Origin of the sequence: Lentzea aerocolonigenes (assembly GCF_000955955.1) — a bacterium.
Lineage (GTDB): Bacteria > Actinomycetota > Actinomycetes > Mycobacteriales > Pseudonocardiaceae > Lentzea > Lentzea aerocolonigenes_A.
On record NZ_JYJG01000394.1, the window covers coordinates 1 to 23401 of the forward strand.

Here is a 23401-nt window from a genome sequence, read left to right on the forward strand (position 1 = left end):
GTGGTTACGGGCGGTTTGATCAAGAGTTGGTGGTACTTGCAGACGTCAACACAGCAACCGCGGGCGGGTCTAGAGAGCGCCCGCTTCCGCACGAATCTCCTGCAGCGCCTCGGCTTTCGTGATGCCGAGGCGCTCAGGCATGCCCAGGATCCCCGCGAGCCGCCGGACGTCCGGGTCGCCCAGATCGATCCGTCCGCGGATCATCTGCGCGAGCCCCAGCAACCGTAGAGCCTTGTCGTCACGGCCCTGCGCGTGCCGCACGAGCGCGAGCAGCTCCGTCACGCCCGCCAGATCCGGCATGTCGCCGCGTTCCGACGTCGTCCGCACGGCCACCGCGACGCACGGCTCGGCGTCGTCCGGCCTGCCCTCGGCGATCGCGATCCGCCCGTCGAGCATCGCGCCCCACTCCGTGACGAACCCGTTCAGCACCGGTGAGACCGCGGCCATCTCCTTGAAGCCGGCGCTCAACCGGCTCGCCTCCGCGACCCTGCCCGCGCGCAGCACGACCTCCGCCCGCGCGTAGCCGGTCATGACGGCCATCTGGTCGTTGCCGATGGCCTGCGCGAACTTCTCGGCCTCGGCGACCTCGCGCGCGGCCGACTCGTGGTCGCCGAACCGGGCGTACTCGACCGCGAGCCGCCACCGCTGCTGAATCGCGTCGTCCTGCGACCGCAGCTCCAGCGCCACGTCGAGACCCTTGCGGTACAACGCGATCGCGGCCTCGTTGTCGCCCGTGTGCGAGATGAACGCGGCCTTCATGCCGAGCGTCATCGCCGCGCCCCACCGGTCGCCGACGGCCACGAACTGGTCGTACGCGCGGTCGCGGGCCACTTCGGCGCCGTCCAGGTCGCCGTTGTCGACCAGCATGAAGCTCAACGCCCAGGACGCCGCCGCCCGTGCCCACGCGTCCTCGCTCGCCGCCGCCCGCGCGACCTCCTGAGTCGCCAGCTCGCGGTTCTGGCTGAGGAACGCCAGCATCGGCAACGCGATCGCGAGTGCCGGGTACTTCTGGGTCGCACCGGTGCGCACGCAGTCGTTGATCACCGTCGCGGCCTCGGCCGTGTCGGGCAGCCCGGGAATCGCGGCCATGATCAGCTGCATCGCGCGGAACGAGGCGTACAGGTCCTCCGGCAGCGCGTCGCCGAGTGCCAGCACTTCGCGCACCGAGGACTCCGCGCGTTCGTTGTCGCCCTTGACCAGCCAGTACCAGAAGGTACCGCTGAGCAGGTCCGCCGCCAGGCCGACCTCACCGTCGTCGATCGCCCCGCGCATGGCCGCCACGATGTTGTCCTGCTCCGCCTCGTACATCGAGATCGCCTCGATCTGGCGGGCGGTGCGGGTCAGTGGTTCCCACGTCTCGGTCACGTCCCGGTAGTAGCGGCGGAACCGGTCGACGATCTCGCGCTTCTCGCCGGATGCCTCGAGCTGTTCGTCCGCGTAGACCCGGATCGTCTCCAGCATCCGGTACCGCGGCTCACCTTCCAGCTCGTAAACGTCCACAATGGACTTCTCGACCAACGACGTGAGCACGTACAACGCGTCGTCGTGGCAGACGTGCTCGATCGCGGCGAGGTCCGCTCCGGCCGGGAACACCGACAGCCGGCGGGCGAGCTGCAGTTCCTCGGGGGTCAGCAGGTCCCAGCTCCACTCCACGACCGCTCTCAGCGTGCGCTGGCGGGGGAGTGCGGTGCGGCTGCCCGAGGTCAGCAGCCGGAACCTGTCGCCGAGCCGCTGGGTGATCTGCCGGACCGTCATCGACCTGAGCCGGGCCGCCGCCAGCTCCAGCGCCAGCGGCATGCCGTCGAGCCTGCGGCAGATCTGCTCCACGTCGTCCACAGTGGACTCGTCGAGCTGGAACCCCGGCTTCACCGCGCTCGCCCGGTCCAGGAACAGCTTCACCGCGCCGGAGCCGGCGAGCGGACCGACCGGGCACAACGACTCGCCGTCGATCGCCAGCGGTTCCCGGCTGGTCGCGAGCACCCGCAGGTTCGGCACCCGCCGCAGCAGCTCGCCGGTGAACTCCGCGGCCGCCGTGATCAGGTGTTCGCAGTTGTCCAGCACCAGCAACGACTCGCCGGCACCCAGCACCTCGGCGATCCGCTCCATGCCCTCGGACCGGCGGCGCAACGGATCTCCGCCGAACGTCAGGTCGAACGCACCGAGCACCGCGCCCGCGAGGTCCTCCTGCGCCCGCACCCCGGCCAGCGCCGCGAACCACACGCGGCCCTTGGCGTGCAACGGATGCCGTGCCGCGGTCTCGGTGGCCAGGCGCGTCTTGCCCGCACCGCCCGGCCCGACGAGCGTCACCAGTCGTGCGCTGTCGAGCTGGTCGTGGATCTGCGCGAGCTCGTCGTCGCGGCCGACGAAACTGGTGAGCCGCACCGGCAACCGGTCGACCGCGGTGCGCGGCTTGAGCTCACCGCGCAGAGCCGCCAGGTGAACGTCCTGCAGCTCCTGCGACGGGTCGACGCCCAGCTCGTCGGCGAGCCTGCCGCGGACCTCCTCGTAGACCCGCAGCGCGTCGGACTGCCTGCCCTGCGCGCACAACGCCCGCATCAGCAACCCGGCCAGGCGTTCCCGCAACGGGTGCTTCTCGTGCATCGCGGTCAGGGCGGCGACGTCGAGATCGCCGGTCTGGAAGCGCTCTTCCTCAGCGGCCAGCCGGGCTTCGTCCAGCCGCACGGCCGCTGGTGCCGCGAACGGCGCCTCCCGCACGTCGGCCAGCGCCTCGCCGCGCCACAACCCGAGCGCCTCGTCGAGCCGTCCGGCCGCGCGCAGCCGTTCGAACCGGAAGACGTCCACGTCGTCCTGGGCGATCGCGAGCCGGTAGCCGCCGGGCTCCAGCGTCACGTCCGGGCAGACCTTGCGCAGCCGCGAGACGAGCGACTGCAGGGCGTTCGACGCGTCCGCGGGCGGTTGCCCGCCCCACAGGTCGTCGATCAGCGTGGTGGTCGCGACGGGACGGCCGGGGTCGAGCGCGAGACGGGCCAGGAGCATGCGGACACGGGCACCACCGATGTCGACCGGTGTGCCGTCGTCGGCCTCGACCGTCGTCGGGCCCAGCAATCCCACGCGCACACGTCCAGCTTTCCAGATCACGAGCGGCGATCAGGCGAGAACGTCCAGTGCACGCGTGAGCGCGTTGGTGATAAGGGACTCCATCGCCTGGTCGGTGCTGCCGCGCGGCACCCGTTCCACCAGCATGATCGAGTACAGGTACGCCTGGTAGGCGGCGAGCCGGACGCGGGCGGAGTCGGTGAACTCGAAGCCGTAGCTCGTCAGGAAGTCCTCGTCGTCCTCGATCGTCCGGAACAGGGCGAGCGACACGAACTCGGCGACCGGATCACCCCAGAAGGCCCGCTCGCCGTCCACGAGCCCGGTCAGTCCGGTGTCGGTGAGGATGTTGCCGTCCCAGAGGTCGAAGTGCACCAGCGCAGGCCGCTTGACCTCGTCGAACACGGCCGGGTCCAGTGGGATGCCCGGCAGTTCGACGCCGTATCGCCGAGCGTCGGCCTTCACGGCGTCGAACATCGCGAGGAACGCGGCGGTCCACGTTGTGTGCAGGCCGAGCTGCGGGTAGCCGAAGCCGGGCCCGGTGACCTCGTGCAACGCCGCCACGGCCTGGCCCAGCTGACGACGGACGAGCGGCCGGTCGACGTCCTCGCGGCCGAACAGGGGCCGGCCGGGCAGCCACGTCGTGAGCAACGCGTCGCTGTTCACCAGAGCGCGGGAGAAGTCGGTGTGCACGACCTCCGGCACGGGCGCGACCGCGTGCCCCAGCCTGCAGAACAACGCCTCGGTGCGCATGAGATTGCGTTCGTAGGTGAGTCCTGGCCGGCCGGACGGCGAGACCTTGAGCACGAAGTCGCCCTCGGGCGAGGTCACCCGGAACACCTCGTTGTACGTGCCGCCACCCAACGGGCGCACGGTGAACTCGGTCAGGTCTGCCTGGGCCAGAATCAGCTCCACCGTCACAACGGCAATGTAATGATCGAACGATGAACACGTACTGGGGGACCGCCGAGGCAGCCTGGCGGTGGGTACTGGATCAGGTCCACCACGACGACGGGGTGTGGATGCCGCCGTCGGTGGGCGAAGAGCTCGATCTCGACGACCGCGACAGCATGTACAGGGGCGTCGGCGGCCTGGCCCACGTGCTGGCGGAGATCCGGCTGTGCCGCGCGTGGACCGACGAGGAACAACACCTCGCGGACGCCATCGCCGAGCAGATCCGCGCGGGCATCGGCACGGCGACCGACTACATGTTCTTCAGCGGCCTGGTCAGCGCGATCGGTGTGCTGACCGCGCTGGACGCGCCCGGCTCCGGCGCCGCCGTCGCCCGCCTGCTCGAACTGTCCACCCCGGACGGCTGGGCGCACGAGTACTTCAGCCCGCCGCGCTTCGTGGACGGTGCCAGGGCTCTCGACCTGACGCTGGGGACCGCGGGCGTGCTGCTGGCCGCGGTGTACGCGCACCGGCACGGCGTGGAGCGCGCGGAGCAGTTGGCCGCCGTGGCCGCCGAGATCCTGCTGGCCGAACGCGAAGAGACACCAACGGGCCTCAACTGGCGGATGGTGCCGGTGCGCATGGCCGTGGTGCAACGGGAGATCCCGAACTTCTCGCACGGCCTCTCCGGCATCGCGACCGCACTCGCCCTGGCCGGTGCCGAGTTCGCCCGTCCGGACCTCGTCGAGGCGGCGACCGCGGGCGCCGAACACCTCGTGGCGCTGGGCGACACCAGCGACGGCGGCTTCCGGGTGCAGCTGCGCATTCCGCTGCTGGAGGACATGGAGCGGTTCAGCTACGGCTGGTGCCACGGCCCGACCGGCACCTCACTGCTGTGGCCCGCCCTGAAACGCGCGGGTGTCGCCGAGGTCGCGGGCACGCCGGTGATGGACTGGCACAGCCGAGGCCTGCACAGCATCCGTGTCTCCGGCCTGCCCGAACGCCGCTATCCGGGCTTCTGGGACAACGACGGACGCTGCTGCGGCACCGCGGGTGTGGGCGACCGGCTGCTCGACGCGGGCGAGCACACGGACTTCGCGCTGCACCTCGCCGACGTGGTGGTGGAACGGGCGATTCCGGACGGATCGGGCGTGTGCTGGCGGTTCATCGAGCACAAGAACGACGACCCGCTGCTGCCCGCCGGCCTCGGCTGGATGCAGGGCGCGGCGGGCATCGCCGGGTTCCTGTTCCACGCCGGCCGCGTCGCTGAAGGTGACACGACCGCCGTGCCGCGCATGGACACCTGGTGGGCTCTACGCTGACCAGCCGAGTTCCGGACCCAGCTTCGTGGCGATGTCGGTGAGGATCTGCACGTAGTCCTCGTGCTCGAAGCTGAACGGCAGCGCGAACGCCACCTCGTCGACCTCCTGGAAGGCGAGGTGCGCGTACAGCTGCTCGGCGATCTGGGCGGACGTGCCGATCAGGTCGCGCGCGAACATGAAGCGGCGCGGCCCGAACGGTGTGAGAGTGCGTTCCGTGCGCTGGTCCACGTAGTCCTGGTACTTCGCGCGCTGCTCCGGCGTGGCCGAGTCGGTCGGGATCACCACGAGCCCCTGGGAGACCCGGCCGCCGCCGTTCTCGCGGAACGTCCTGATGTGCGACAGCTGGATCTCCGCGAAGTCCTCGGACTCCTCGGCCTGGACCACGTTGCTGCACAACAGGTTCAGGCCGTGCGAGCCCGCCCACTTCGCCGACCGCAGGCTCCCGCCGCCGTACCACATCCGTTCGCGCAGGCCGGCCGAATGCGGCTGCACGTGGTCGGAGAACTGCTCGATGCCCCTGGTGCCGCTGAACTCCGTGACCTTCTCGCCTTGGATGAAGTCCAGCAGCCGCTGCAGCCGGTCGTAGCCGAAGTCCTCGACGTCGGCGGTCTGCGGGTACAGCGCGTGCTTGACGTCGTCGTAGTACATCGGCGGCCCGACGCTCACGCCCGGATTCAGCCGGCCGCCGGACAGGACGTCGACCGTCGCCAGGTCCTCCGCGAGCCGCAGCGGGTTCTCCCAGCCCAGCGGGATCACGGCGGTGCCGAGGCTGATCCGGCTGGTGCGCTGGGAGGCCGCGGCGAGCAACGCTACGGGCGAGGAGATGCCGAACTGCAGGTGCCGGTGCCGCACCCAGGCGCTGTCGAACCCGAGCTGCTCGCCGAGTTCGATGATCTCCAGCGTGGACCGGTGGCCCGCGCCGGGGTCGTGCTCGTCGAACAGCCCGATGGTGAGAAAACCCAGCTTCCGCAACGGCTCTGACTTGCGCGGCACGGCTCCTCCTCGATGTCTCCTTCCGAGTTTAGGTGACGCTTCAACTAGTTCCACATGCTGGAATCAGAGGGTCTGGAACGTGATCGCGAAACTCGCCTTCTGGGCGTGCAGCCGGTACTGGGGCAGCACGCCCGGCCCGCACGACGCGGTGCCGAGGCCGTGCTGGGCGAGGTCGAGGTTCAGGTAGACGCGGTCGCGCGGCTCGAGCTCGTTGGTGTGCCGAGCCGCGTCCAGGTCCTCGCTGGTCCAGCGGCGGGCGGTGAAGTCGAACACCGGCTCGCCGCTGATCTGGACGCCGCCGAGCCGCAGCCGGCGCGTGTCGGTCCGGTTGCCGTTCTCCTGCGGGAAGACGTACGGCGTCTGCAACGCGTCCACAGTGGACTGGAACTGCCCGATGCGGACGGACTGGCGGCTGTCCGCGTAGGCCTCGCCAGGACCCGCGCCGAACCATTCGACGGTGTCTGCCTGGAGCGCCATGCGGAGGCCGAGGCGGGGGAGCGTGCACGGCCACTCGCCGTCAGGCGTGACGCTCAGCTGCAGCCGGAGCCGGTCGCCGTCCGCGGTCCAGCGGTAGTCGGCGAACATGCCGAAACCGCGGCTCGGCGGCGCCACGCGGGTGCGGACGACCAGGGCTGTCTCCTGCACGCCGACCTCGATCACGCGGTGCTGCAGGCGGTGCAGGCCCGCGTCGCGCCAGGCTTTCTCCTCGGGGTTGTCGGAGCCGCGGTCGTTGTCGGTGGGGGCACGCCACAGGTCCAGGCGGGGGCCGTCGACGGGGTGGTCGCCGAGCCGGGTCAGCAGGCCGGTGGCGGTGTCGAACTCGCCGGGGCCGAGCCAGAGGACGTCGCCGACGCCGACGAGCTCGACTCCGCCGATGGGGGAGACGGGCTCGGGCTCGGCGACGGCGATCTGGCCCCAGGCGATGACGTGACCGGCATCAGCCCAGCTCGTGGGGTTCGCCAGACGGGCTCGGACGGTCAGCCAGCCCTCACCCTCAGCCGCAGGTACTTCAGGTACGGGCAGATCGGCGTGCTCACCGGCGGGAACCGGAGGCACCGCCAGCGAACCCGCGGCAACCTCGACCCCGTCGACCTCGTACACCCACTCGAACCTCAAGTGCTCCAGCGGCACGTGGTCGTAGAAGCTCTCGACGCGGATCCCGCCGGCCGTTCCGGTGATCCGCACCGGCTCGAACACCTTCGCGAACTCCAGCAGGCCCGGCGACGGCGTGCGGTCCGGGAACACCAGCCCGTCGATCACGAAGTTGCCGTCGTGGATCGTCTCGCCGAAGTCACCGCCGTACGCGTAGTGGCCGTCGACCTCCAGCCCGTGGTCGATCCACTCCCAGATGAACCCGCCCTGCACGGTCCGGTACCGCTCGAACAGCTCGCGGTACTCGAGCATCCCGCCCGGCCCGTTGCCCATGGCGTGCGCGAACTCGCACAGCACGAACGGAATTCCGTGCGTCCGTTCGCGGCCGATCTGCTCGACCTCGGCGTGAGAGGCGTACATGCGGCTGTAGACGTCGACGTACTCGCAGGCGTGGTCGCCTTCGTAGTGCACCGGACGCGACGGGTCGCGGTCGCGCGTCCAGGCCGCCATCGCGGCCAGGTTGCGGCCGGTGTGGGACTCGTTGCCCAGCGACCACATCACGATCGACGGGTGGTTCTTGTCGCGTTCCACCATCCGGCGCAGGCGGTCCACATCGCAGGCGGTCCACATAGGACTCCGCCCAGCGCGGGTCGTCGCTCGGGTTGCCGGCCCAGCCCAGCTCGCCGAAGCCGTGCGTCTCCAGGTCGCACTCGTCGATCACCCACAGGCCGTACTCGTCGCACAACGACAGGAAGTACGGGTCCGGCGGGTAGTGGCTGGTGCGGACGGCGTTGACGTTGTGCCGCTTCATCAACAGCACGTCGGCGAGCATGACCTCACGAGGCACCGCGCGGCCGAACCGCGGGTGGTGCTCATGCCGGTTCACCCCGCGGAACACCACGCGCGAGCCGTTGATCAGGATCACGCCGTCCTCGATCACGACCGTCCGGAACCCGATCCTCACCGGCACCCGTTCGGCGTCGGTGTGCACGAAACCGTCGTACAGCCGGGGGCTTTCGGCGCTCCACGGCTCGACCGGCGCCGAAGCGGACCGCGCGTTCTCGATGCCCAGCTCCGGCACGGTGACCAGCGCACCGTCGACCGACAGCGTGCCGAGCCCGGACACGTGGTCGTAGGAGGCCCGCAGGTGGTAGTCGGCGACGCCGCCGCGCGGGCGGGACAGCAGGGACACGCTGCGGAAGATGCCGGACATCCACCACATGTCCTGGTCTTCGAGGTAGCTGCCGGCCGACCACTGGTGCACGAGCACGGACAGCACGTTCCCGCTCGGCCGCAGCATATGACCGACCTCGAACTCGGAAGGCAGCCGACTGCCCCGGGTGACGCCGAGCTCGGTGCCGTTGAGCCAGATCCGGCCGCACGAGTCGATGCCGTCGAACCGCAGCACGGCCGGTTCGTCGGCGGGCCAGTCCGCGGGCAGGTCGAAGGAGAGCCGGTAGTCGCCGGTCGGGTTCTCGGACGGCACGAACGGCGGCTCGACCGGGAACGGGTACACCACGTTGGTGTAGGCGGGCGCGCCGTGACCCTGCAGCTGCCAGTGCCCGGGAACGGTGATGGTGCCCCAGTCACCGGACGGCGACATCCGGAACTCCCAGGTCCCGTCGAGTGACAACGACGCCGCGTCCGAGGTGAAGAACGCGCGCGGCGGCAACGACCCCGTGCCAGGACCCATGTCTTCGATGTACGACAACTCTCAGCCTTTCAAAGCACCAGCGGCGATGTTGCGGATGAAATGGCGCGCGCCGATCAGGAACACGATCACCAGCGGCACGATCGCCACCAGCGTCCCTGCCATCACGACGGCGTAGTTCTTCAGGTACAGACCGTTGAGCTGTGACAACGCCACCTGCAGCGTCACGTGGTTCGAGTCGATCAGCACGACCAGCGGCCACAGGTAGTCGTTCCACGCGTTGATGAAGGTGAATATCCCGAGGAACGCGAGCGCGGGCCGCAGCACCGGCAGGCCGATCGACCAGTAGGTGCGGAAGAAGCCCGCGCCGTCGGCCCGTGCGGCCTCCAGCAGCTCGTCCGGGATCGCACCGCGGGCGTACTGGCGCATCCAGAAGATGCCGAACGCGTTGGCCGCCGCCGGGATGATCAGCGCCTTCAGGTCGCCGACCCACCCGAACGCCGCCATCAGGTCGAACTGCGGGATCGCCGCGAGCTGCGTCGGCACCACGAACGTCGCCAGCAGGAGGCCGAACAACACGTTGCTGCCCGGGAAGTCGTACTTGGCGAACGTGAAGGCGGCCAGCGAGTCGAAGAACAGCACCAGCAACGTCGTCACGACGGCCACGACCAGCGTGTTGACCACCGAGCCGAAGAAGTCGATCTTCGCGAACACCTCGCCGATGTTCTCGAACAGGTGCCCGCCGAACCAGAACGTGGGCGGCGACGAGTAGATGTCCGCGGTGGTGTTCGAGGCCATCACCGCGAGCTGGTAGTAGGGGAACAGCGTGATCAGCGCACCGATCGCCAGCGCCGCTGAGGTGAGGACGCGGTTCACTCACCCGCTCCCTTCAGCTGTGACCTCAGCTTGGGCGGGCGCTGCACGAGCCGCCAGTTGAGGATCGAGAAGAGCACGACCACGACGAAGATGCCCCACGCGATGGCGGCGCCGTAGCCGAAGTCGTTGTCCGCGAACGCGGTGTTGTAGAAGTAGAGGACCATCGTCATGCCCGCGCCCTCGGGGCCGCCGCGGTTGCCGAGCAGGATCTGCGACTCGGTGAAGATCTGCAGCCCGCCGATCGCCGACATCACGACCGAGAACAGCAACACCGGGCGCAGCAACGGGAGCGTGACGCGGAAGAACGTCTGCGCCGGTCCGGCGCCGTCGAGCTTCGCGGCCTCGAACACGTCGTTCGGCAACGCCTGCAGACCGGCCAGCAGGATGATCGCGTTGTAGCCCGTCCAGCGCCAGATGATCATCAACGAGATGGCCACCCGGATCGCCCACGGATCGCTGAGCCACTGCACGGGATCCACGCCGACGAGGCCGAGGAACCAGTTCAGCACACCGAACTCGTTGGAGAAGAACGACCCGAACACCAGCGACATCGCGACGATCGACGTGACGTTCGGCAGGAAGTAGGCGATCCGCAGGGCGCCTTTGTAGCGCACCGCGGAGTTCAGGCCGAGAGCCACGAGCATCGACAGGATCAGCATCGGGATCGTCGACATCACCCAGATGATCAGGGTGTTGCCGATCGAGTTCCAGAACGCGGTGTCGGTGAGCAGGAACCGGAAGTTCTCCAGTCCCACGAACTTCATCTCGCTCACGCCGTTCCACCGCTGCAGCGACAGCCACAGCGAGTACAGCACCGGGTAGACGCCGAACACGGCGAACAACACGAAGAACGGTGCGATCGCCAGGTACTGCGGCAGGTACCTGCGGTTCACGCGAGCACCCCCTGCCGGCGCAGCAGCCGTTCGACCGCGGTCTGCGCGTCTTCCCAGGCCTGGTCAGGGTCCTTGCCCGCGCTCTCGACGTTCGTGAGCTCGTCGGTGTAGGTGTCGCTGATCGAGATGTCGTACGGCGAGAAGTAGACGGCCTGCACCCCGGAGGCGATCTCGGCGAAGACCTCCATGGTCACCTGGCCGCCGAAGAACTCCTCCGGCGCGAGCGCCCGCGGGTCGTCGAACGCGGCGGGGCTCGACGGGAACAAGCCGAGCTCCTGGTAGGCGGCCGCCTGGTTCTCGGGCGACAGCAACCACTTCACGATCTCGTACGCGCCCTGCGGATCCGGGCAGTACTTCGTGATCGCCAGGAACGACCCGCCCTGGTTGCCGGAGCCGCCGGGCGCGCCGCACACCCGCCACTTGCCGGACGTGCCCGGCGCGGACTGCTTCAGGCTGCCGGTGATCCAGGAGGCGTTGACGAAGCTGACCTCCTTGCCGTTGTTCCAGGCGGCGAGCCGGTCGACGCCCTCACCGCTCGCCGAACCCGCGTACCCCGCGGTGAGCCCCATCTGGAACGCCTTGACCGCGCGGTCCCAGGCGCGGCGCACCTGCGACTGGTCGGCGAGATAGCGGTTCTGCCGGTCCAGGTACTTCTGCTTCTCCTGCGCGAGCGAGTACGTGAACACCATCTTCGTGTCGGTGATCAGGTACCGGCCGGGCAGCTTGTCCTTGACCCGCTCGGCGAACTCGAAGTAGTCGTCCCATGTGGACAGTGCGGAGGAGACGGCCCGCGGATCGGTGGGCAGGCCGGCCTCGCCGAACAGGTCGGCGCGGTAGTAGAGCGCGGCCGGCCCGATGTCGATCGGGAACCCGAGCTGGAACCCGTCCGGGCTGCGGCCCGCCTGCCACTTCCAGGGCAGGTAGCGCGGTTCGTCCTGACGCGCGCCCAGTGCGTTGAGGTCGGCGAACCGGTCGGTGGCCGAGAAGTACGTCGAGATGCCATCGCCGATCAGGGTGATGTCCGGCAGGTAGGCCTCGCCGGACAGCGCGGCGAGCAGCCGCTGGTTCAGTTCGCCGCTGACCTTGGACGGCGTCAGCTTCTGCGCGGGGAAGCGCTCGACCGCTTCCGCCAGCAGCTTCTCCGACACCGAGTTCGTGCCGTACCAGAGCGTGATGCGGCCGGGGTTGGCCGTGGTCGGGCTGCTACAGGCCCCTGCGCCGAGCGCGGTGGCGGCGACTGCCGCCGTGCCGGTCAGGAACCTGCGTCGAGTCAACGTCATCGGGGACCCTCCGAGAGCCCGTGAACGCTCCCGTGAACGTTCACGGCGTGGCGCGAAGCATGAGCCGATCGAGTGAGAGTGTCAACCCCCGGTTACTGAAATAGCAGGTCAGGCGGACTCGCGCAGGAGCAGGACGGCCTGCACGACCAGGTCCTCACCCGATAGTGGCTCGTCGCCGGCCATCAGCCGCGCGGCCTGCTCGACGGCGAGCGCGCCGATCTTGCGGGTGTCGAGCGCGACGGTCGTCAGCGCCGGGTCGACCACGGTGCCGAGCTGCAGGCCGTCGAACCCGATCACGGCCAGGTCCCTGCCCGACCGCCGGGCGGCCCGCAGCGCACCGATCGCGATGATGTCGTTGAAGGTGAAGATGGCCGTCACGTCCGGCTGGGCCTTGAGCAGCCTGGTGAGCGCGTCCGCACCACCGTCGACCGACTGCACGGCACCCGCGACCTTGTCCGGGCTGAGGCCGTGCGCGTTCATCGCGTCGCAGAACCACTGGTGCTTGTCGCTGGGCTCCGCGTGCGCGTGGTCGAGCATGCCGATGCGGCGGTGGCCTGCGGCGACGAGGTGGTCGACGGCGGACCGAACGCCCTGGGCGCCCTCGATCCGGATCGAGCTGAACCTCGTGGCATGGTGCTCGCGGCCGATCAGCACCACCGGGATGCCGTGCGTGTGCTGGTCGAGCTGGGTCTCGGAGAGGTTGAAGTAGCCGACCACGGCGTCGACCTGCGAGCCGATGACCTGCAGCGTGCTGAGCTCCTCGTCGACGCTGTCGGCCGTGTCGTAGACGACGACGTGCCAGCCTTTCGCACGCGCGGCTTCCAGTGCGGCGGCGGCGACCTCGGTGAAGAACGGGTTGAGCAGGTCGGGGATGACCAGGCCGATCGACGTGGTGTCCGGGCGCACCAGGCCTCGCGCGAACCGGCTCGGCCGGTAACCGAGCTCCTTGGCCGCGTCGAGCACGCGCTGCTTGGTGTCGCCGTCGATCTCGCCCTTGTCGTTGAGCGCCCTCGACACCGTCTGCCGCGACACCCCGGCGGCGCTCGCGACATCGTTGATCGTGATTCTCTGTGACATCACTGTGGAGTATGCAGCGCGTGGAGCACGACTGTGATGGCGGCGCGCGAATCCCGCCGCACGGCCGCGGTGATCTTCCTGGTCACCGGCAACTCTTTCGCGACGACGTCGAACCTCGGGTCCACCGCGAGCGCGGGCAGCACCGCGACGGCCAGACCTGCCTCGACGTGCTGGAGCGTCAGCATGTAGTTGCTGAACCGGCTCACGATCCTCGGTTCGAACCCCGCTTCGCGGCACAGACGCGTCGCGAGCTTCGCCATGTACGAGCCGGGCATGTCGAACGCCCACGGCTCGTCCTTGCAGGCTTTCAGCTCCGCCTTCGGCTGGCCGGGTGGGCTGAGGAGCACGATCGGGTCCTCCGCGAGCGGCACGACGTCGATGTCGGGCGGAACCGGCAGCTCCACGAAGTCGGTGGTCGTGATGATCACGTCGACCTCGCCGGACAGCAGCGCGGGCATGCTGGCATGCGGCTCCAGCTCGACGATCTCGACGTCCAGGTGCGGGTGGTTCAGGTGCTGGATCGCGGGCACGGCCAGGGTGTGGATCGAGCTCTGGAACCCGCCCAGCCGCACGCGTCCGGACGGCTCTTCGTTGAGGCCTCTGAGCTCGGCCTCGACGGCGTCCATCTGGTCGAGGATCGAGCGGGCTCTTCTGGCCAGGATCAGCCCGGCCGAGGTCAGGCGGACGCGCCTGCCGGTGCGTTCGAGCAGCTGGGTACGAGTTTCGCTTTCGAGCACCGCGAGCTGCTGCGACACGCTCGACGCGCTGAGGTTCGCGGCCTGCGCCACCGCCCGGACCGTGCCCAGCGCGTCGAGCTGGCTGAGCAGTTTGAGCCGCCACGGGTTGAGCGTCATGCTGTTCAGTATTACCGAACAGCGAGCGTGGAATTGTGAGATGGACCTGATGCTCGGCCGCTCGTAGCTTGGGGGACATGGACACCTTCTGGGACGACGTCGACCGCCACCTCGTCCGCTACGGCGGCACGTTCACGCGCGAGATCATCGACAGCGCGGCGGGGAGTTTCCTGTTCACCGAGGACGGCCGCCGCGTCCTGGACTTCACGTCCGGCCAGATGAGCGCGATCCTCGGCCACTCGCACCCGCGCATCGTCTCGACGGTGCAGCGGCAGATCGCGAACCTCGACCACCTGTTCAGCGGCATGCTCTCGCGCCCGGTCGTGGACCTGGCCCGCCGCCTCGCTTCCTCGTTGCCCCCGACGCTCTCGAAGGTGCAGCTGCTGACGACCGGCGCCGAGTCGAACGAGGCCGCTCTGCGCATGGCCAAGCTCGTGACCGGCAAGCACGAGGTGGTCGCTTTCGCCCGTTCGTGGCACGGGATGACGGCCGCGGCGGCTTCTGCGACCTACTCCGCGGGCCGCAAGGGATACGGGCCGGCGACTCCGGGCAACTTCGCGATTCCGGCGCCCTCCGGCGACTGGCAGGCGCAGCTGGATCTGGCGTTCGAGCTGATCGACGCGCAGTCGGTGGGCTCGCTGGCGGCGTGCATCGTGGAGCCGATCCTCAGTTCCGGTGGGATTCTCGAGCCGCCGCCGGGCTACTTCGCCGCCCTGCGACAGAAGTGCCGCGAGCGCGGGATGCTGCTGATCTTCGACGAGGCGCAGACCGGGTTGTGCCGCACCGGAACCTGGTACGCGTTCGAGCGCGACGGGGTGGTGCCGGACATCCTGACGCTGTCGAAGACTTTGGGCGCCGGGTTGCCGCTGGCCGCGGTGATCACCTCCGCCGAGATCGAGGAGGAGGCACACGCCAGGAACTACCTGTTCTTCACGACGCACGTGTCGGATCCACTCGTGGCCGCGGTCGGCAACACCGTGCTCGACGTGCTGGTCGAGGAACGGCTGGACGAGCGGGCGGCCAAGCTCGGGACGTTCCTGCGCAACGGGTTGGACGACATCGCCGCGCGCCACGACCTGGTGTCGGACGTGCGCGGGCGTGGGTTGCTGGTGGGGCTGGAGATCGCGGACGAGTCGCTGAGCGCGCCGATCACCCAGAAGTGCCTGGAGCTGGGGCTGCACATGAACATCGTGCAGATCCCCGGGATGGGCGGGGTGTTCCGGATCGCGCCGCCGCTGACCGCGTCGGAGGACGAACTGGCCCTGGGGCTGAGCATCCTCGACGAGGCGATCGGCGCCGCCTGACCGGGGTTCAGGCCAGGCGTCATCGCTCGCCGGGTCCCGGCGAGGTGAGCGACCCGCGGTTACTTGGTGACCGGCGCGGGCAGTTTGGCGAGCAGCGCGCGTGCCTTGCGCAGGATGTCGGCTTCCTCGTGACCGAAGTCCGACAGGTAGTGGCGCAGCGCGTGCCGGAGGAGCACCAGCTCCTCGTCGGTCAGTTCCAGGGTGGTACCCATGTCTCCATGTTATGCCTGCTCACGGGGTTTCACCGGATACTGCGCAGGCGGTACGGGCGGCGCGGTCCTGACACCGCGCCGCCCGTACCGAAATGGCAGCGGCGTCAGCCCATCAAGTACTGCATCGACCTGGCCATCACGTCGTTGCGGATCGCCGCGTCGGTGATGCCCTCGAAGCCGAACCCGAAGTACAGGGTGTCGGCGGTCTTCACGATGGCGCCCTCCGGGAACCCGGCCGCCGTGGTGCGGGTGAAGTTGTTGCCGTTCGGCGCGCTGCCGTCGGGCGGACCGGTGACGGCCCAACCGTCCAAACCGGACTCGAACGACGTGGATCCCTCACCGGTCGACACGACGACGTCGTCGACGAACACACCGAGCCCCTGCGTCGCCCAGTCGCTCGCGTAGGCGATGGACACCTCGACCTGGCTGCCCGCGTAGGCGGTCAGGTCGACGTTCCACTGCTGCCAGCCACCGGATCCGCCGGACGCCGCGTTCCACACACCCGTTGTGCCGGTGGGCGAACACGTGCCGTCGGGGTTGAGCGTCTGGTAGTGGTCGAGCTGCGGATGCAGGTCGCGCCACCCCTCCGGACAGCTGTCGCCAGTCGCCGTCGTCGTGTGCCCGTTGGTGTCGGGCAGCGTCGTCCAGTTCGTGCCACCTGCGGTGCGCGCTTCGACGAACACGTGGTCCCACGCGGGCTCGGTGTCGTACGACGTCCAGAACGACATCTGCGCGCCACCGGCCGGAACCGTGATCGTGCGCGTCAGCCGCTTGTACGACACGTCGCTGATCTGCGAGTACATGTAGTAGTCGCCGAAGTGCGGTGCGAACGGGCCACCGGGGCGGTCCCAGGCCGCGGCGATGTCGCTGCGGAACTGCGGGTACTGGTTCACCGGCAGCAGACCGCTCGTCGTCAGGAACGACGCCGTGTGGTCCTGGTTCTGCGCGCTGTCGGTGCCGTTGAGGGTCAGCGAGACGCCGGTCAGCGGGTTCGCGACGCCGTTGACCCCGAACGGGTCGCCGTTGTCGTCCTGGCCGGTGCCCTCGTTGATGATCGCCGCGCCGAACCAGTACTCGATGACGTCGTTCACGCCGTCGCCGGAACCGGACAGCGGGCGGCACCGCAGGTCGACGTCCGGGAGCGTGCTGCACTGCTTGTTCTCGAACGGGTCGTAGAGCTGCGTACCGTGCCCGCCGGCGTACTGGTGCCCGGCGTACTTGCCGGTGTAGAGCACCTTGCCGCCCTCGTTGAGGTAGTCGCGGACCTCGAACAGCTCGGTCTGCGCCAGGCTCGACGCGTTGCCCGCGCCCCAACCGGGTTCGCGCGTCACCACGTCGTCACCGGTGTACCAGATGACGGCCTTGTAGTGGCTCAGCACACCGAGTGCGTCAGGTGCCTTGCGCCCGTTGGCATCCACGTCGTACACGTCGCTGCTGATGCCGTTGGCGGTGAGCGCGTCGGTGTAGTAGTTCACGTACTTCGGCGCGGTCACGCCCTGGTTCGGCGACGCGCCGGTGTAGTCCTCGGCGGACAGGACGAGCACCGGGTCGTGCGACTCGGAGACGGCGCGGTAGGTGAACGACCTGCTGGTCTTACCACCGCCCTCGAACCACACCTTGACCTGGTCGCCGGGGGTCGTCCCGGTCACCGTGCCGCGCACGACGTGGTAGTAGTTCGCGTTGCCGATGCCGTACTTCTCGCCACCCTGCCACTCGGACGTCGACGCGCTCTGCACCGGCCCGTTGCCGATCTGCCACTTCGCGGTGACGGCGCCGAGCGACTTCTTCGCGAGCACCCGGACCTCCTGCGGGTCGCCGTAGGAGACGTCGAACGTGAAGTCCAACATGGACAGTGGCGCGTTCTCCTGGTCGATGTCGGCCTGGTCGAGGTAGAACGGCTCGACCGTGATGCCGACCGACGACTTCGGGTTCTCCGGGTCCTGCGCCGACATCGCCTGCGACAACGCGAACGGCAGCGTCTTCTGGAACTCGGCCTCCACGAGCGCCTCGTCGTCGGGGAAGACGAAACCACACCCCTCGCAGCCTTCGCTCAGCTCGGGCGTGAAGGCCACGGTCCCGGCGTGAGCGTCGGCGTAATCGGTGGTCTCGCCGTTCGTGACGTACAGCTCGTCGGAGCTGATTCCCGGGTCGAAGCCGGGAATCGCGGGCTTGGCGTCGGTGCCTGCCATGGCGACGTAGATCGGGTTGTCGGCCTCGGGCGACCCGGTCTGCCAGCCCTGCGGGTAGAGGATCTGCTGCGCGGCGGAGTGCCAGTTGGTCTGGAACTTCGGCTTGATCCGGTTCAGCAGGCCCTGCATGGCCTTGGTCTCCGGCTCGGACGCCGCGCCGGTGCCGCGGTAGGTCTCGCTCGCGGTCGCGGTCGACGAACCCTCGTTGTCGTAGTTGAAGTGCTCGTCGAAGTTGCGGTTCGGGTCCACGCCGTCGCCGACGGTGATCTGGCCGTTGCCGTCGTTGTCGCGGAGGTTCTTGCGCCACAACCGTTCCACGTCGAACGTGTACTGGTAGCCGTCCGGGTTGGCGACGAGCACGAACCAGAGCTCGGTGCTCTTGAGGAGGTCCTTGATCTCCTTGTCGTTGGCCTTGAAGCGGTTCACGTAGTGGTTGAGCAGCCTGCGGTTCACCTCGGTGCTGATCCACTCGCGCGCGTGCTGCGTGGAGGAGTAGAGCACCGCCGGTCGGCTGCCGTCGCGCTGCCCGTTGGCGCCCTGCGTGACCTTGAGCGCGATGATCTCCCGTCCCTGCCCGGTCTTCCCGAGCACTTCGAGCTTGACGAGGTTGGGGTTGTTGCGCGCCAACGCGTACAGCTGGTCGCGAATCCCGCCAGTCTCGTCGTAGGACCGCCACACGTTGAATCCGTACGCGGCCTGCTCGGCGGCGAGCTGCCTGGTGGTCTTGCCGTCCTTTGTCTTCTTGAGCTTCGCCTCGATCCCGCGTTTCGCCAGGTCCTTCTGCTGGGCGGCGTCGAGGACGAGCTCGACCTCGACCTTGTCGCCCGCCGTTCTGGCGCCGGCGATGTCCAGGCCTCGTCTCGACAGATCACCCGCCTGTTTCGGGCTCACCTGGGCGACGTAGACGTCGAGAGGGTCGCTCGGCGGGGCGGCTTGGGCGGGTGACGCCGCCGCGCCTCCGATGACGAGTGCCAGTGCGGACAGGAAAGTCGTGGACCGCTTCATTGCGTTCCTCCGGGGCGTGCGTGGTCGACGCAAGACCCGACGACGCTACGCCGACCAGCCGTTACATTGATGAGCCTTTGGGCCCTACACGTTCGGCCCAACGGTCGCATGTCGTGGTTGGACGGACGCACGCCGTCACCGCAACACGAGTCCTGGCAACCGATAGCGCGTCCCCTGGATCACCCTGGCCGCGGCGCGCACGTGCTCGTCGGAGTCCCAGCTCCAGCCGAACGCGTTGGCCAGCCGGTTGACGATGTTGAACACCGCGTTCACGTGCAACGCCTCCACGAGCGCGTCCGCGGGCACACCGGCCTGCCGCACCGCGGCGGCATCGGCCTGCGTGACCTCGCCGCGGTCAGCAAGGTGATGAAGGTGATCACCGCCGCCAGTTCCGGCCGCACGTCGTGATGTCCCGCCAGCCTCGCGGTCTCGGTGTGGACGCACACGCAGAACGGGCATTCGTTGAGCCCCGAGGACACCGCGGCGAGGTACTCGCGCTCGGCCACCGTCCAGAACGACGGCCCGCGCAGCACTTCCTGCCCGTAGTCGAAGAACGGCCGGCCGAAGAAACCAGGCCTGTGCATCGCCGTTTTGACGACGTCGTCCACCTCGTGCCCCATGACCGTGACCACGACCTTCTGGAACGCACGCGCGGCCCGGCCGTGGCCGCGTTCCAGGACGTCCAGCCTCATCGGAGTGCTCGCAGACCCGCTTCGAGGCGGTCGAGGGCGGCTCCCACGGCCGCGGCGACGGTGACCTCGAAGATCTCCTCCTCGCCGCACCCGGCGGCTTTCAACGCGGTGATGTCCTCTTCGGACACCCGGTAGGACGTGTCCCGCACGGACCTGACGTATCCGGTCCACACGCCGGGTGCGGTGCCAGAGGCCGCGGCGTCGCGGAGGCCGGGATCCGTGACACCGGGCCCGTCGAGCACAGCCGCGCGCAGTGCGGTCAGACGGTCGGCTGGGTGCATCACTCCTCCTTCCGGTACTCCCACTCGTACGGCCTGATGGCGGGATCGCCATCGGGGGCGGTGAGGGCGTGGAACGCCGTCCAGGCGTCGGTCTTGTCCTTCGCCATCTTCGCCGCGATCACTCCGCCGAGCTGGGCGGCGGCGCAGGAAGTGCCCCGCCACGACACGAACCCCGACTCAAAAGCCCCGATCCGGCCGGTCTTGAGTTCGACCTCGGGAGCGGCGAGGTAGGAGCTGACGAACTCACCGGCCGGACCAGGGTCGACCGTGCAGGTCACCCACGGGAGGTCAGGGCTGTAGTCCTGGCCGTACGACACGGCCGAGGGCGATCCGGTGAACGGGGTCGGCAGCCCGGCGGCGATGACGCTGGGCAGCGCGGCCGGCCAGGTGGGGGAGTGGCGCGTGACGCCGAGGTCGGACGTCATGGCCGTCGTCGCGCCGTGGTTGCCCGCGGCCGCCACGACGGTGATGCGGCGGCTGAGCCGTTCGACCGCCCGCTCGATGATCAACGGCGCCTTGCCGTCGTAGGTGCGGCACCCGCTGGCCAAGACCAGCAGCTGCACCCGTTCGTCCGGCTCGTCCGTGTAGAACTGCTCCAGCTTCTTGACCACGGACCACGCGGAGGCCTTGCCCCTGCCGTTCAGCGCGGCCCTGGCGACGAGAGTGGCGCCGGGCGCCTGCTGCAGGATGAGCCCGGCCATGAACACGCCGTGCCCTTCCTCGAAGTAGGGGACGGTCGCTTCCTGGGTCTCGAACTTGTCGAAGCCGACCGCCTCGATGGCGTGGTCGGGGATGTCCGGGTGGTCGAAGATCTCGGTGTCGAGCAGTCCGATCCGCACGCCGCGACCGTCGTCGCCGGTCAGCCACCCGTCCGGCTTGGTGGTCGGGTCCGGATCCCAGAGCGCGTGGCTGCAGGTCTGCGGGTACGCGCCGAACATGCTGGACATCTCCCGGTTCTTGCCGAGCAGCGGGATCCAGCCGCCGGACCGCCCGCCGATCCGGGCGCGCACCTCGGTCAGCACCGGGTCGAGATCGCTGACCTCCTCGCCGTCGGCGTACGTGAGTGCGAGGAGGGTCAGGTCGAACGCGTGTGCGCTGCCCGCTTGCTTGCTGGTGATCGCGAGCTCGTCGAGCACCTGCTGCACGGCGTCGAGGTGGGTGGTGTCGACGACGAGTTGACTGGCTTCCTCTGCACTGGTCATGTCAGCCTCCGGAGTGAGTTCCCGCTGAACCGATGCCGCCGCGCGTCGCGTTGATACCTTGGTCATCATGCTGGCGGGATCGGCGTTACACGCGGCGCGCGAGGCGATGCACCTCGCCGACGTCGACCCGGTCAAGGCGATCCCGCTGGCCTCCCAGATCGTCGCCGCAGCTCAGGGTGATGCCGAGGCCCAGGCGCTGGCCGAGCAGGCGTGGGGCCACGCGCTGGCCCAGACCGGGCAGGTCGACCTCGCTGTCACCCATCTGCGCCGCGCGGTCCGGCTGGGCACCGGCGAGGCGGCGGCGGAAAGCCGGATGAAGCTCGCGTTCGCGCTCGTGCACCAGGGTCGTGCCGCGTCAGCCCTGCGCGAGCTGGATCTGGCGGTTCCGGCGCTGGACGCGCGTGCTCGGGGGCAACGGGCCGTGATCCTCTACCACCTGGGCAGGCTGGACGACGCGTTCGCCGACTACCAGGTCGCCGAGCGCGCCATCCGCCGCAGCGGCGACCAGCTCCACCTGCAGCGGGTCCTGCTCAACCGGGGTGTCCTGCAGGCGGAGCGCAACAACTTCGCGGCGGCCACCAAGGACCTGCTCGAAGCCGACCGGCTGGCGCGTGAGCTGGGCCGCCACCTCGTGGTCGGCATCATCGCGGAGAACCTCGGCTTCGTGGAGGGCCGCCGTGGTGACGTCCCCGCCGCGCTGGCGCATCTGGACAGGGCCGAGGAGATCATCGCCCAGCACGGCGGTCAGCTGGCACCCGTGCTGCTGGACCGCGCCGAGCTGCTGATGTCCGTCGGGCTGGCCGGCGAAGCACGCGACCACGCCGCGCAGGCGATCACGGCGTTCCGGGACGACGGCCGCCAGCTCAAGGTCCCCGAGACCCGGCTCCTGCTCGCCGAGGCCGCTCTGCTCGCCGCCGACCCGGCCGCGGCCGGTCAGCACGCCCGCGCCGCTCTCGCCCAGTTCATCCGACAGGGGCGTGACCATCACGCGGCGCTGGCCCGCGCGACGGTGCTCCGTGCCGCGTTGAGTGCCGGAAAGCCGTGCCGGATCAGCGATCCGGAGGGAATGGTGGCCGCCCTGCACGGTCGCCCGGCCGCCGTCGTGCAGGCACACCTCGACCTGGCCGCCGTCGCAGGCCGCCGAAGACAGCCGGCTCGCGCGGCCGAGCACCTCGCCATCGCGAGCCGGGCGCGGGGGAGTGGCCCGGCCACGCTGCGGGCGCGCGGCTGGTACGCCCAAGCGTTGTTGCTGGAGCGCACCAACCCCCGCTCCGCTGCTGCCGCGGCGCGACGAGGGCTTCGCGTTCTCGACGAGAACCACGCCTCGCTGGGCGCCAGCGATCTTCGCGCCCACTCGGCGATGCATCGTGCTGACCTGGCCTCGCTGGGCCTTCGGGTCGCGTTGAGCTCCGGCAAGCCCGCGGACGTGTTCGAGTGGGCGGAACGGGGGCGTGCGAGCCGGTTCCTGCAGCACTCCGTTCGTCCGCCTGACGACCCTGAGCTGGCCTCGCTCCTGCCCTTGTTGCGCGCCACGGCTCTCGAACTGGAGAGCAGTCCCAGTCCACGGCTCCGGCATCGCCAGGTCGAGCTGGAGCGGCAGATCAAGAACCGCAGCCGCCAGCTGCGGGCTGTCACCGGTGGTCCCGCCGACCCGGTGCGACCGTCCTCATTGGACCAGCTGGCCGACGGCCGCCTGGAACTGCGCACGGTCGGTCCGGTCGGCGAGATCGGCGATCTGCTGGCGCGGGTGCCGTTCGCGTTGCGGCACCTGGCTCACCGGCCACGCCCGGAGATCGCCGAGCTGCTCCGCTCCACCGCGTCGAAGCTCGACTCGCTGCTCCTGTCCGGGTGCGACCGGCCGCTGGTCGTGGTGCCGACCGGAGTGCTGCACGACGTCCCGTGGTCGACTTTGCCGTCGTGCCAAGGCAAACCGGTCGTGGTCTCGCCGTCGGCGACCCTGTGGCACACCGCCTCTTCCCGGCCTGCTCGCCCGCGCACCTACGCGGTCGCGAGCGGTCCGGGCCTGCCGGGTGCCTCGGCGGAAGCTGCGGCCGTGGCCGAGATCCACCAGATCGCCAGCCCTGCGTCCGCGACCGTCGACGACGTCCTGAAAGCCCTGAACACGGCCAGCACCGTGCACCTCGCGGCCCACGGCCGGCTCAACCCGGACAACCCGCTGTTCTCCGCGCTGTCCCTGCACGACGGCCCGCTCGTGGTCTACGACGTCCAGCGCCTCGACCAGGTCCCGGAAACCGTGATCATGGCCGCCTGCGACGCCGGCCGCTCGGTCGTGGTGTCCGGCAACGAACTCCTCGGGCTCGCCGCGACGTTCCTGGAACGCGGCACCTCGCAGCTGATCGCCCCGGTCGTGCCGGTGCCGGACGCCGAGACCGAGGAGCTGATGGTCGCGGTGCACCGGCGGTTGCGCGACGGCCGGACGCCCGCGGAGGCGCTGGCCGAGGCCCAGCAGGAACTGGGCCAGCCCAGCGGTTTCGTCTGCGTCGGCGCCTAGTAGTGCTTTGTCGGGTCAGCA

General features: G+C 69.5%; 18 protein-coding genes and 1 pseudogene. 3 read left to right on the forward strand and 16 right to left on the reverse strand.

The genetic code is table 11. From position 1 onward, the window contains the following. Nucleotides 1-69: 69 nt before the first annotated feature. Both UK23_RS39925 and UK23_RS39930 read right to left on the reverse strand, forming a co-directional pair. Nucleotides 70-3072 carry a BTAD domain-containing putative transcriptional regulator gene (locus UK23_RS39925; RefSeq protein ID WP_231114891.1) on the reverse strand — a complete coding sequence of 1001 codons (3003 nt, stop codon included), beginning with the start codon at nucleotides 3070-3072 and terminating at the stop codon, nucleotides 70-72. 36 nt (nucleotides 3073-3108) lie between these two features. Beyond that, the gene (locus tag UK23_RS39930; RefSeq protein WP_156213730.1) at nucleotides 3109-3975 is read right to left on the reverse strand and encodes a phosphotransferase family protein; all 867 of its coding nucleotides are present in this window, start codon (nucleotides 3973-3975) and stop codon (nucleotides 3109-3111) included. Between the two features lie 23 nt (nucleotides 3976-3998). On the opposite strand from UK23_RS39930, the gene UK23_RS39935 reads away from it, so the two are divergent. Further along, the gene (locus UK23_RS39935; RefSeq protein WP_045317001.1) at nucleotides 3999-5267 is read left to right on the forward strand and encodes a lanthionine synthetase LanC family protein; all 1269 of its coding nucleotides are present in this window, start codon (nucleotides 3999-4001) and stop codon (nucleotides 5265-5267) included. Here UK23_RS39935 and UK23_RS39940 read toward each other — a convergent pair. From UK23_RS39940 to UK23_RS39970, 8 genes and pseudogenes are all read right to left on the reverse strand, one after another. Further along, entirely contained in the window at nucleotides 5259-6260 is a 1002-nt protein-coding gene (locus UK23_RS39940) for an LLM class flavin-dependent oxidoreductase (protein ID WP_045317002.1), read from the reverse strand. The genes UK23_RS39935 and UK23_RS39940 overlap by 9 nt on opposite strands. A 63-nt stretch (nucleotides 6261-6323) precedes the next feature. Beyond that, a complete protein-coding gene (locus UK23_RS54285; protein ID WP_330770554.1) occupies nucleotides 6324-7982 on the reverse strand; it encodes a glycoside hydrolase family 2 TIM barrel-domain containing protein in 1659 nt (552 codons plus the stop codon). A 46-nt stretch (nucleotides 7983-8028) separates the two neighbouring features. Further along, nucleotides 8029-9045, reverse strand: a pseudogene (locus tag UK23_RS54290) (sugar-binding domain-containing protein); the annotation flags it as partial. 21 nt (nucleotides 9046-9066) lie between these two features. Continuing rightward, the gene (locus UK23_RS39950) at nucleotides 9067-9879 is read right to left on the reverse strand and encodes a carbohydrate ABC transporter permease (protein WP_045317003.1); all 813 of its coding nucleotides are present in this window, start codon (nucleotides 9877-9879) and stop codon (nucleotides 9067-9069) included. Continuing rightward, nucleotides 9876-10772 carry a carbohydrate ABC transporter permease gene (locus UK23_RS39955; RefSeq protein WP_196778091.1) on the reverse strand — a complete coding sequence of 299 codons (897 nt, stop codon included), beginning with the start codon at nucleotides 10770-10772 and terminating at the stop codon, nucleotides 9876-9878. Before UK23_RS39955 ends, UK23_RS39950 begins: the two co-directional genes overlap by 4 nt. Further along, nucleotides 10769-12052, reverse strand: a complete 1284-nt coding sequence (locus UK23_RS39960; RefSeq protein ID WP_045317005.1) for an extracellular solute-binding protein — start codon at nucleotides 12050-12052, stop codon at nucleotides 10769-10771. Before UK23_RS39960 ends, UK23_RS39955 begins: the two co-directional genes overlap by 4 nt. Nucleotides 12053-12160: 108 nt before the next feature. Continuing rightward, nucleotides 12161-13129 carry a LacI family DNA-binding transcriptional regulator gene (locus tag UK23_RS39965; protein WP_045317006.1) on the reverse strand — a complete coding sequence of 323 codons (969 nt, stop codon included), beginning with the start codon at nucleotides 13127-13129 and terminating at the stop codon, nucleotides 12161-12163. Continuing rightward, nucleotides 13129-13983: a LysR family transcriptional regulator gene (locus tag UK23_RS39970; RefSeq protein WP_045317007.1), complete on the reverse strand. Its 855-nt coding sequence runs from the start codon at nucleotides 13981-13983 to the stop codon at nucleotides 13129-13131. Before UK23_RS39970 ends, UK23_RS39965 begins: the two co-directional genes overlap by 1 nt. A 77-nt stretch (nucleotides 13984-14060) precedes the next feature. Here UK23_RS39970 and UK23_RS39975 point away from each other — a divergent pair, with 77 nt between their 5' ends. Next, nucleotides 14061-15287 carry an aspartate aminotransferase family protein gene (locus tag UK23_RS39975; RefSeq protein ID WP_045317008.1) on the forward strand — a complete coding sequence of 409 codons (1227 nt, stop codon included), beginning with the start codon at nucleotides 14061-14063 and terminating at the stop codon, nucleotides 15285-15287. Nucleotides 15288-15346: 59 nt separating this feature from the next. Here UK23_RS39975 and UK23_RS52240 read toward each other — a convergent pair whose 3' ends face one another. From UK23_RS52240 to UK23_RS39995, 6 genes are all read right to left on the reverse strand, one after another. Then, complete coding sequence (locus tag UK23_RS52240) at nucleotides 15347-15499, reverse strand: hypothetical protein (RefSeq protein WP_156213731.1); 153 nt, start codon at nucleotides 15497-15499, stop codon at nucleotides 15347-15349. A 104-nt stretch (nucleotides 15500-15603) separates the two neighbouring features. Continuing rightward, nucleotides 15604-18693 carry a M14 family metallopeptidase gene (locus UK23_RS39980; RefSeq protein WP_045317009.1) on the reverse strand — a complete coding sequence of 1030 codons (3090 nt, stop codon included), beginning with the start codon at nucleotides 18691-18693 and terminating at the stop codon, nucleotides 15604-15606. A 135-nt stretch (nucleotides 18694-18828) separates the two neighbouring features. After that, nucleotides 18829-18981, reverse strand: a complete 153-nt coding sequence (locus tag UK23_RS52245; protein WP_196778092.1) for a hypothetical protein — start codon at nucleotides 18979-18981, stop codon at nucleotides 18829-18831. Next, nucleotides 18963-19385: a hypothetical protein gene (locus UK23_RS39985; protein ID WP_052685456.1), complete on the reverse strand. Its 423-nt coding sequence runs from the start codon at nucleotides 19383-19385 to the stop codon at nucleotides 18963-18965. Before UK23_RS39985 ends, UK23_RS52245 begins: the two co-directional genes overlap by 19 nt. Next, on the reverse strand, nucleotides 19382-19666 hold the full coding sequence (locus UK23_RS39990) for a hypothetical protein (RefSeq protein WP_045317010.1): 285 nt from the start codon (nucleotides 19664-19666) through the stop codon (nucleotides 19382-19384). The genes UK23_RS39985 and UK23_RS39990 overlap by 4 nt, the downstream gene beginning before the upstream one ends. Beyond that, nucleotides 19666-20868 (reverse strand): S8/S53 family peptidase, encoded by a 1203-nt coding sequence (locus tag UK23_RS39995; protein WP_045317011.1) that lies wholly within the window; start codon nucleotides 20866-20868, stop codon nucleotides 19666-19668. The genes UK23_RS39990 and UK23_RS39995 overlap by 1 nt, the downstream gene beginning before the upstream one ends. A gap of 67 nt (nucleotides 20869-20935) precedes the next feature. Here UK23_RS39995 and UK23_RS40000 point away from each other — a divergent pair, with 67 nt between their 5' ends. Then, a complete protein-coding gene (locus UK23_RS40000; RefSeq protein ID WP_045317012.1) occupies nucleotides 20936-23380 on the forward strand; it encodes a CHAT domain-containing protein in 2445 nt (814 codons plus the stop codon). Nucleotides 23381-23401: the final 21 nt, after the last annotated feature.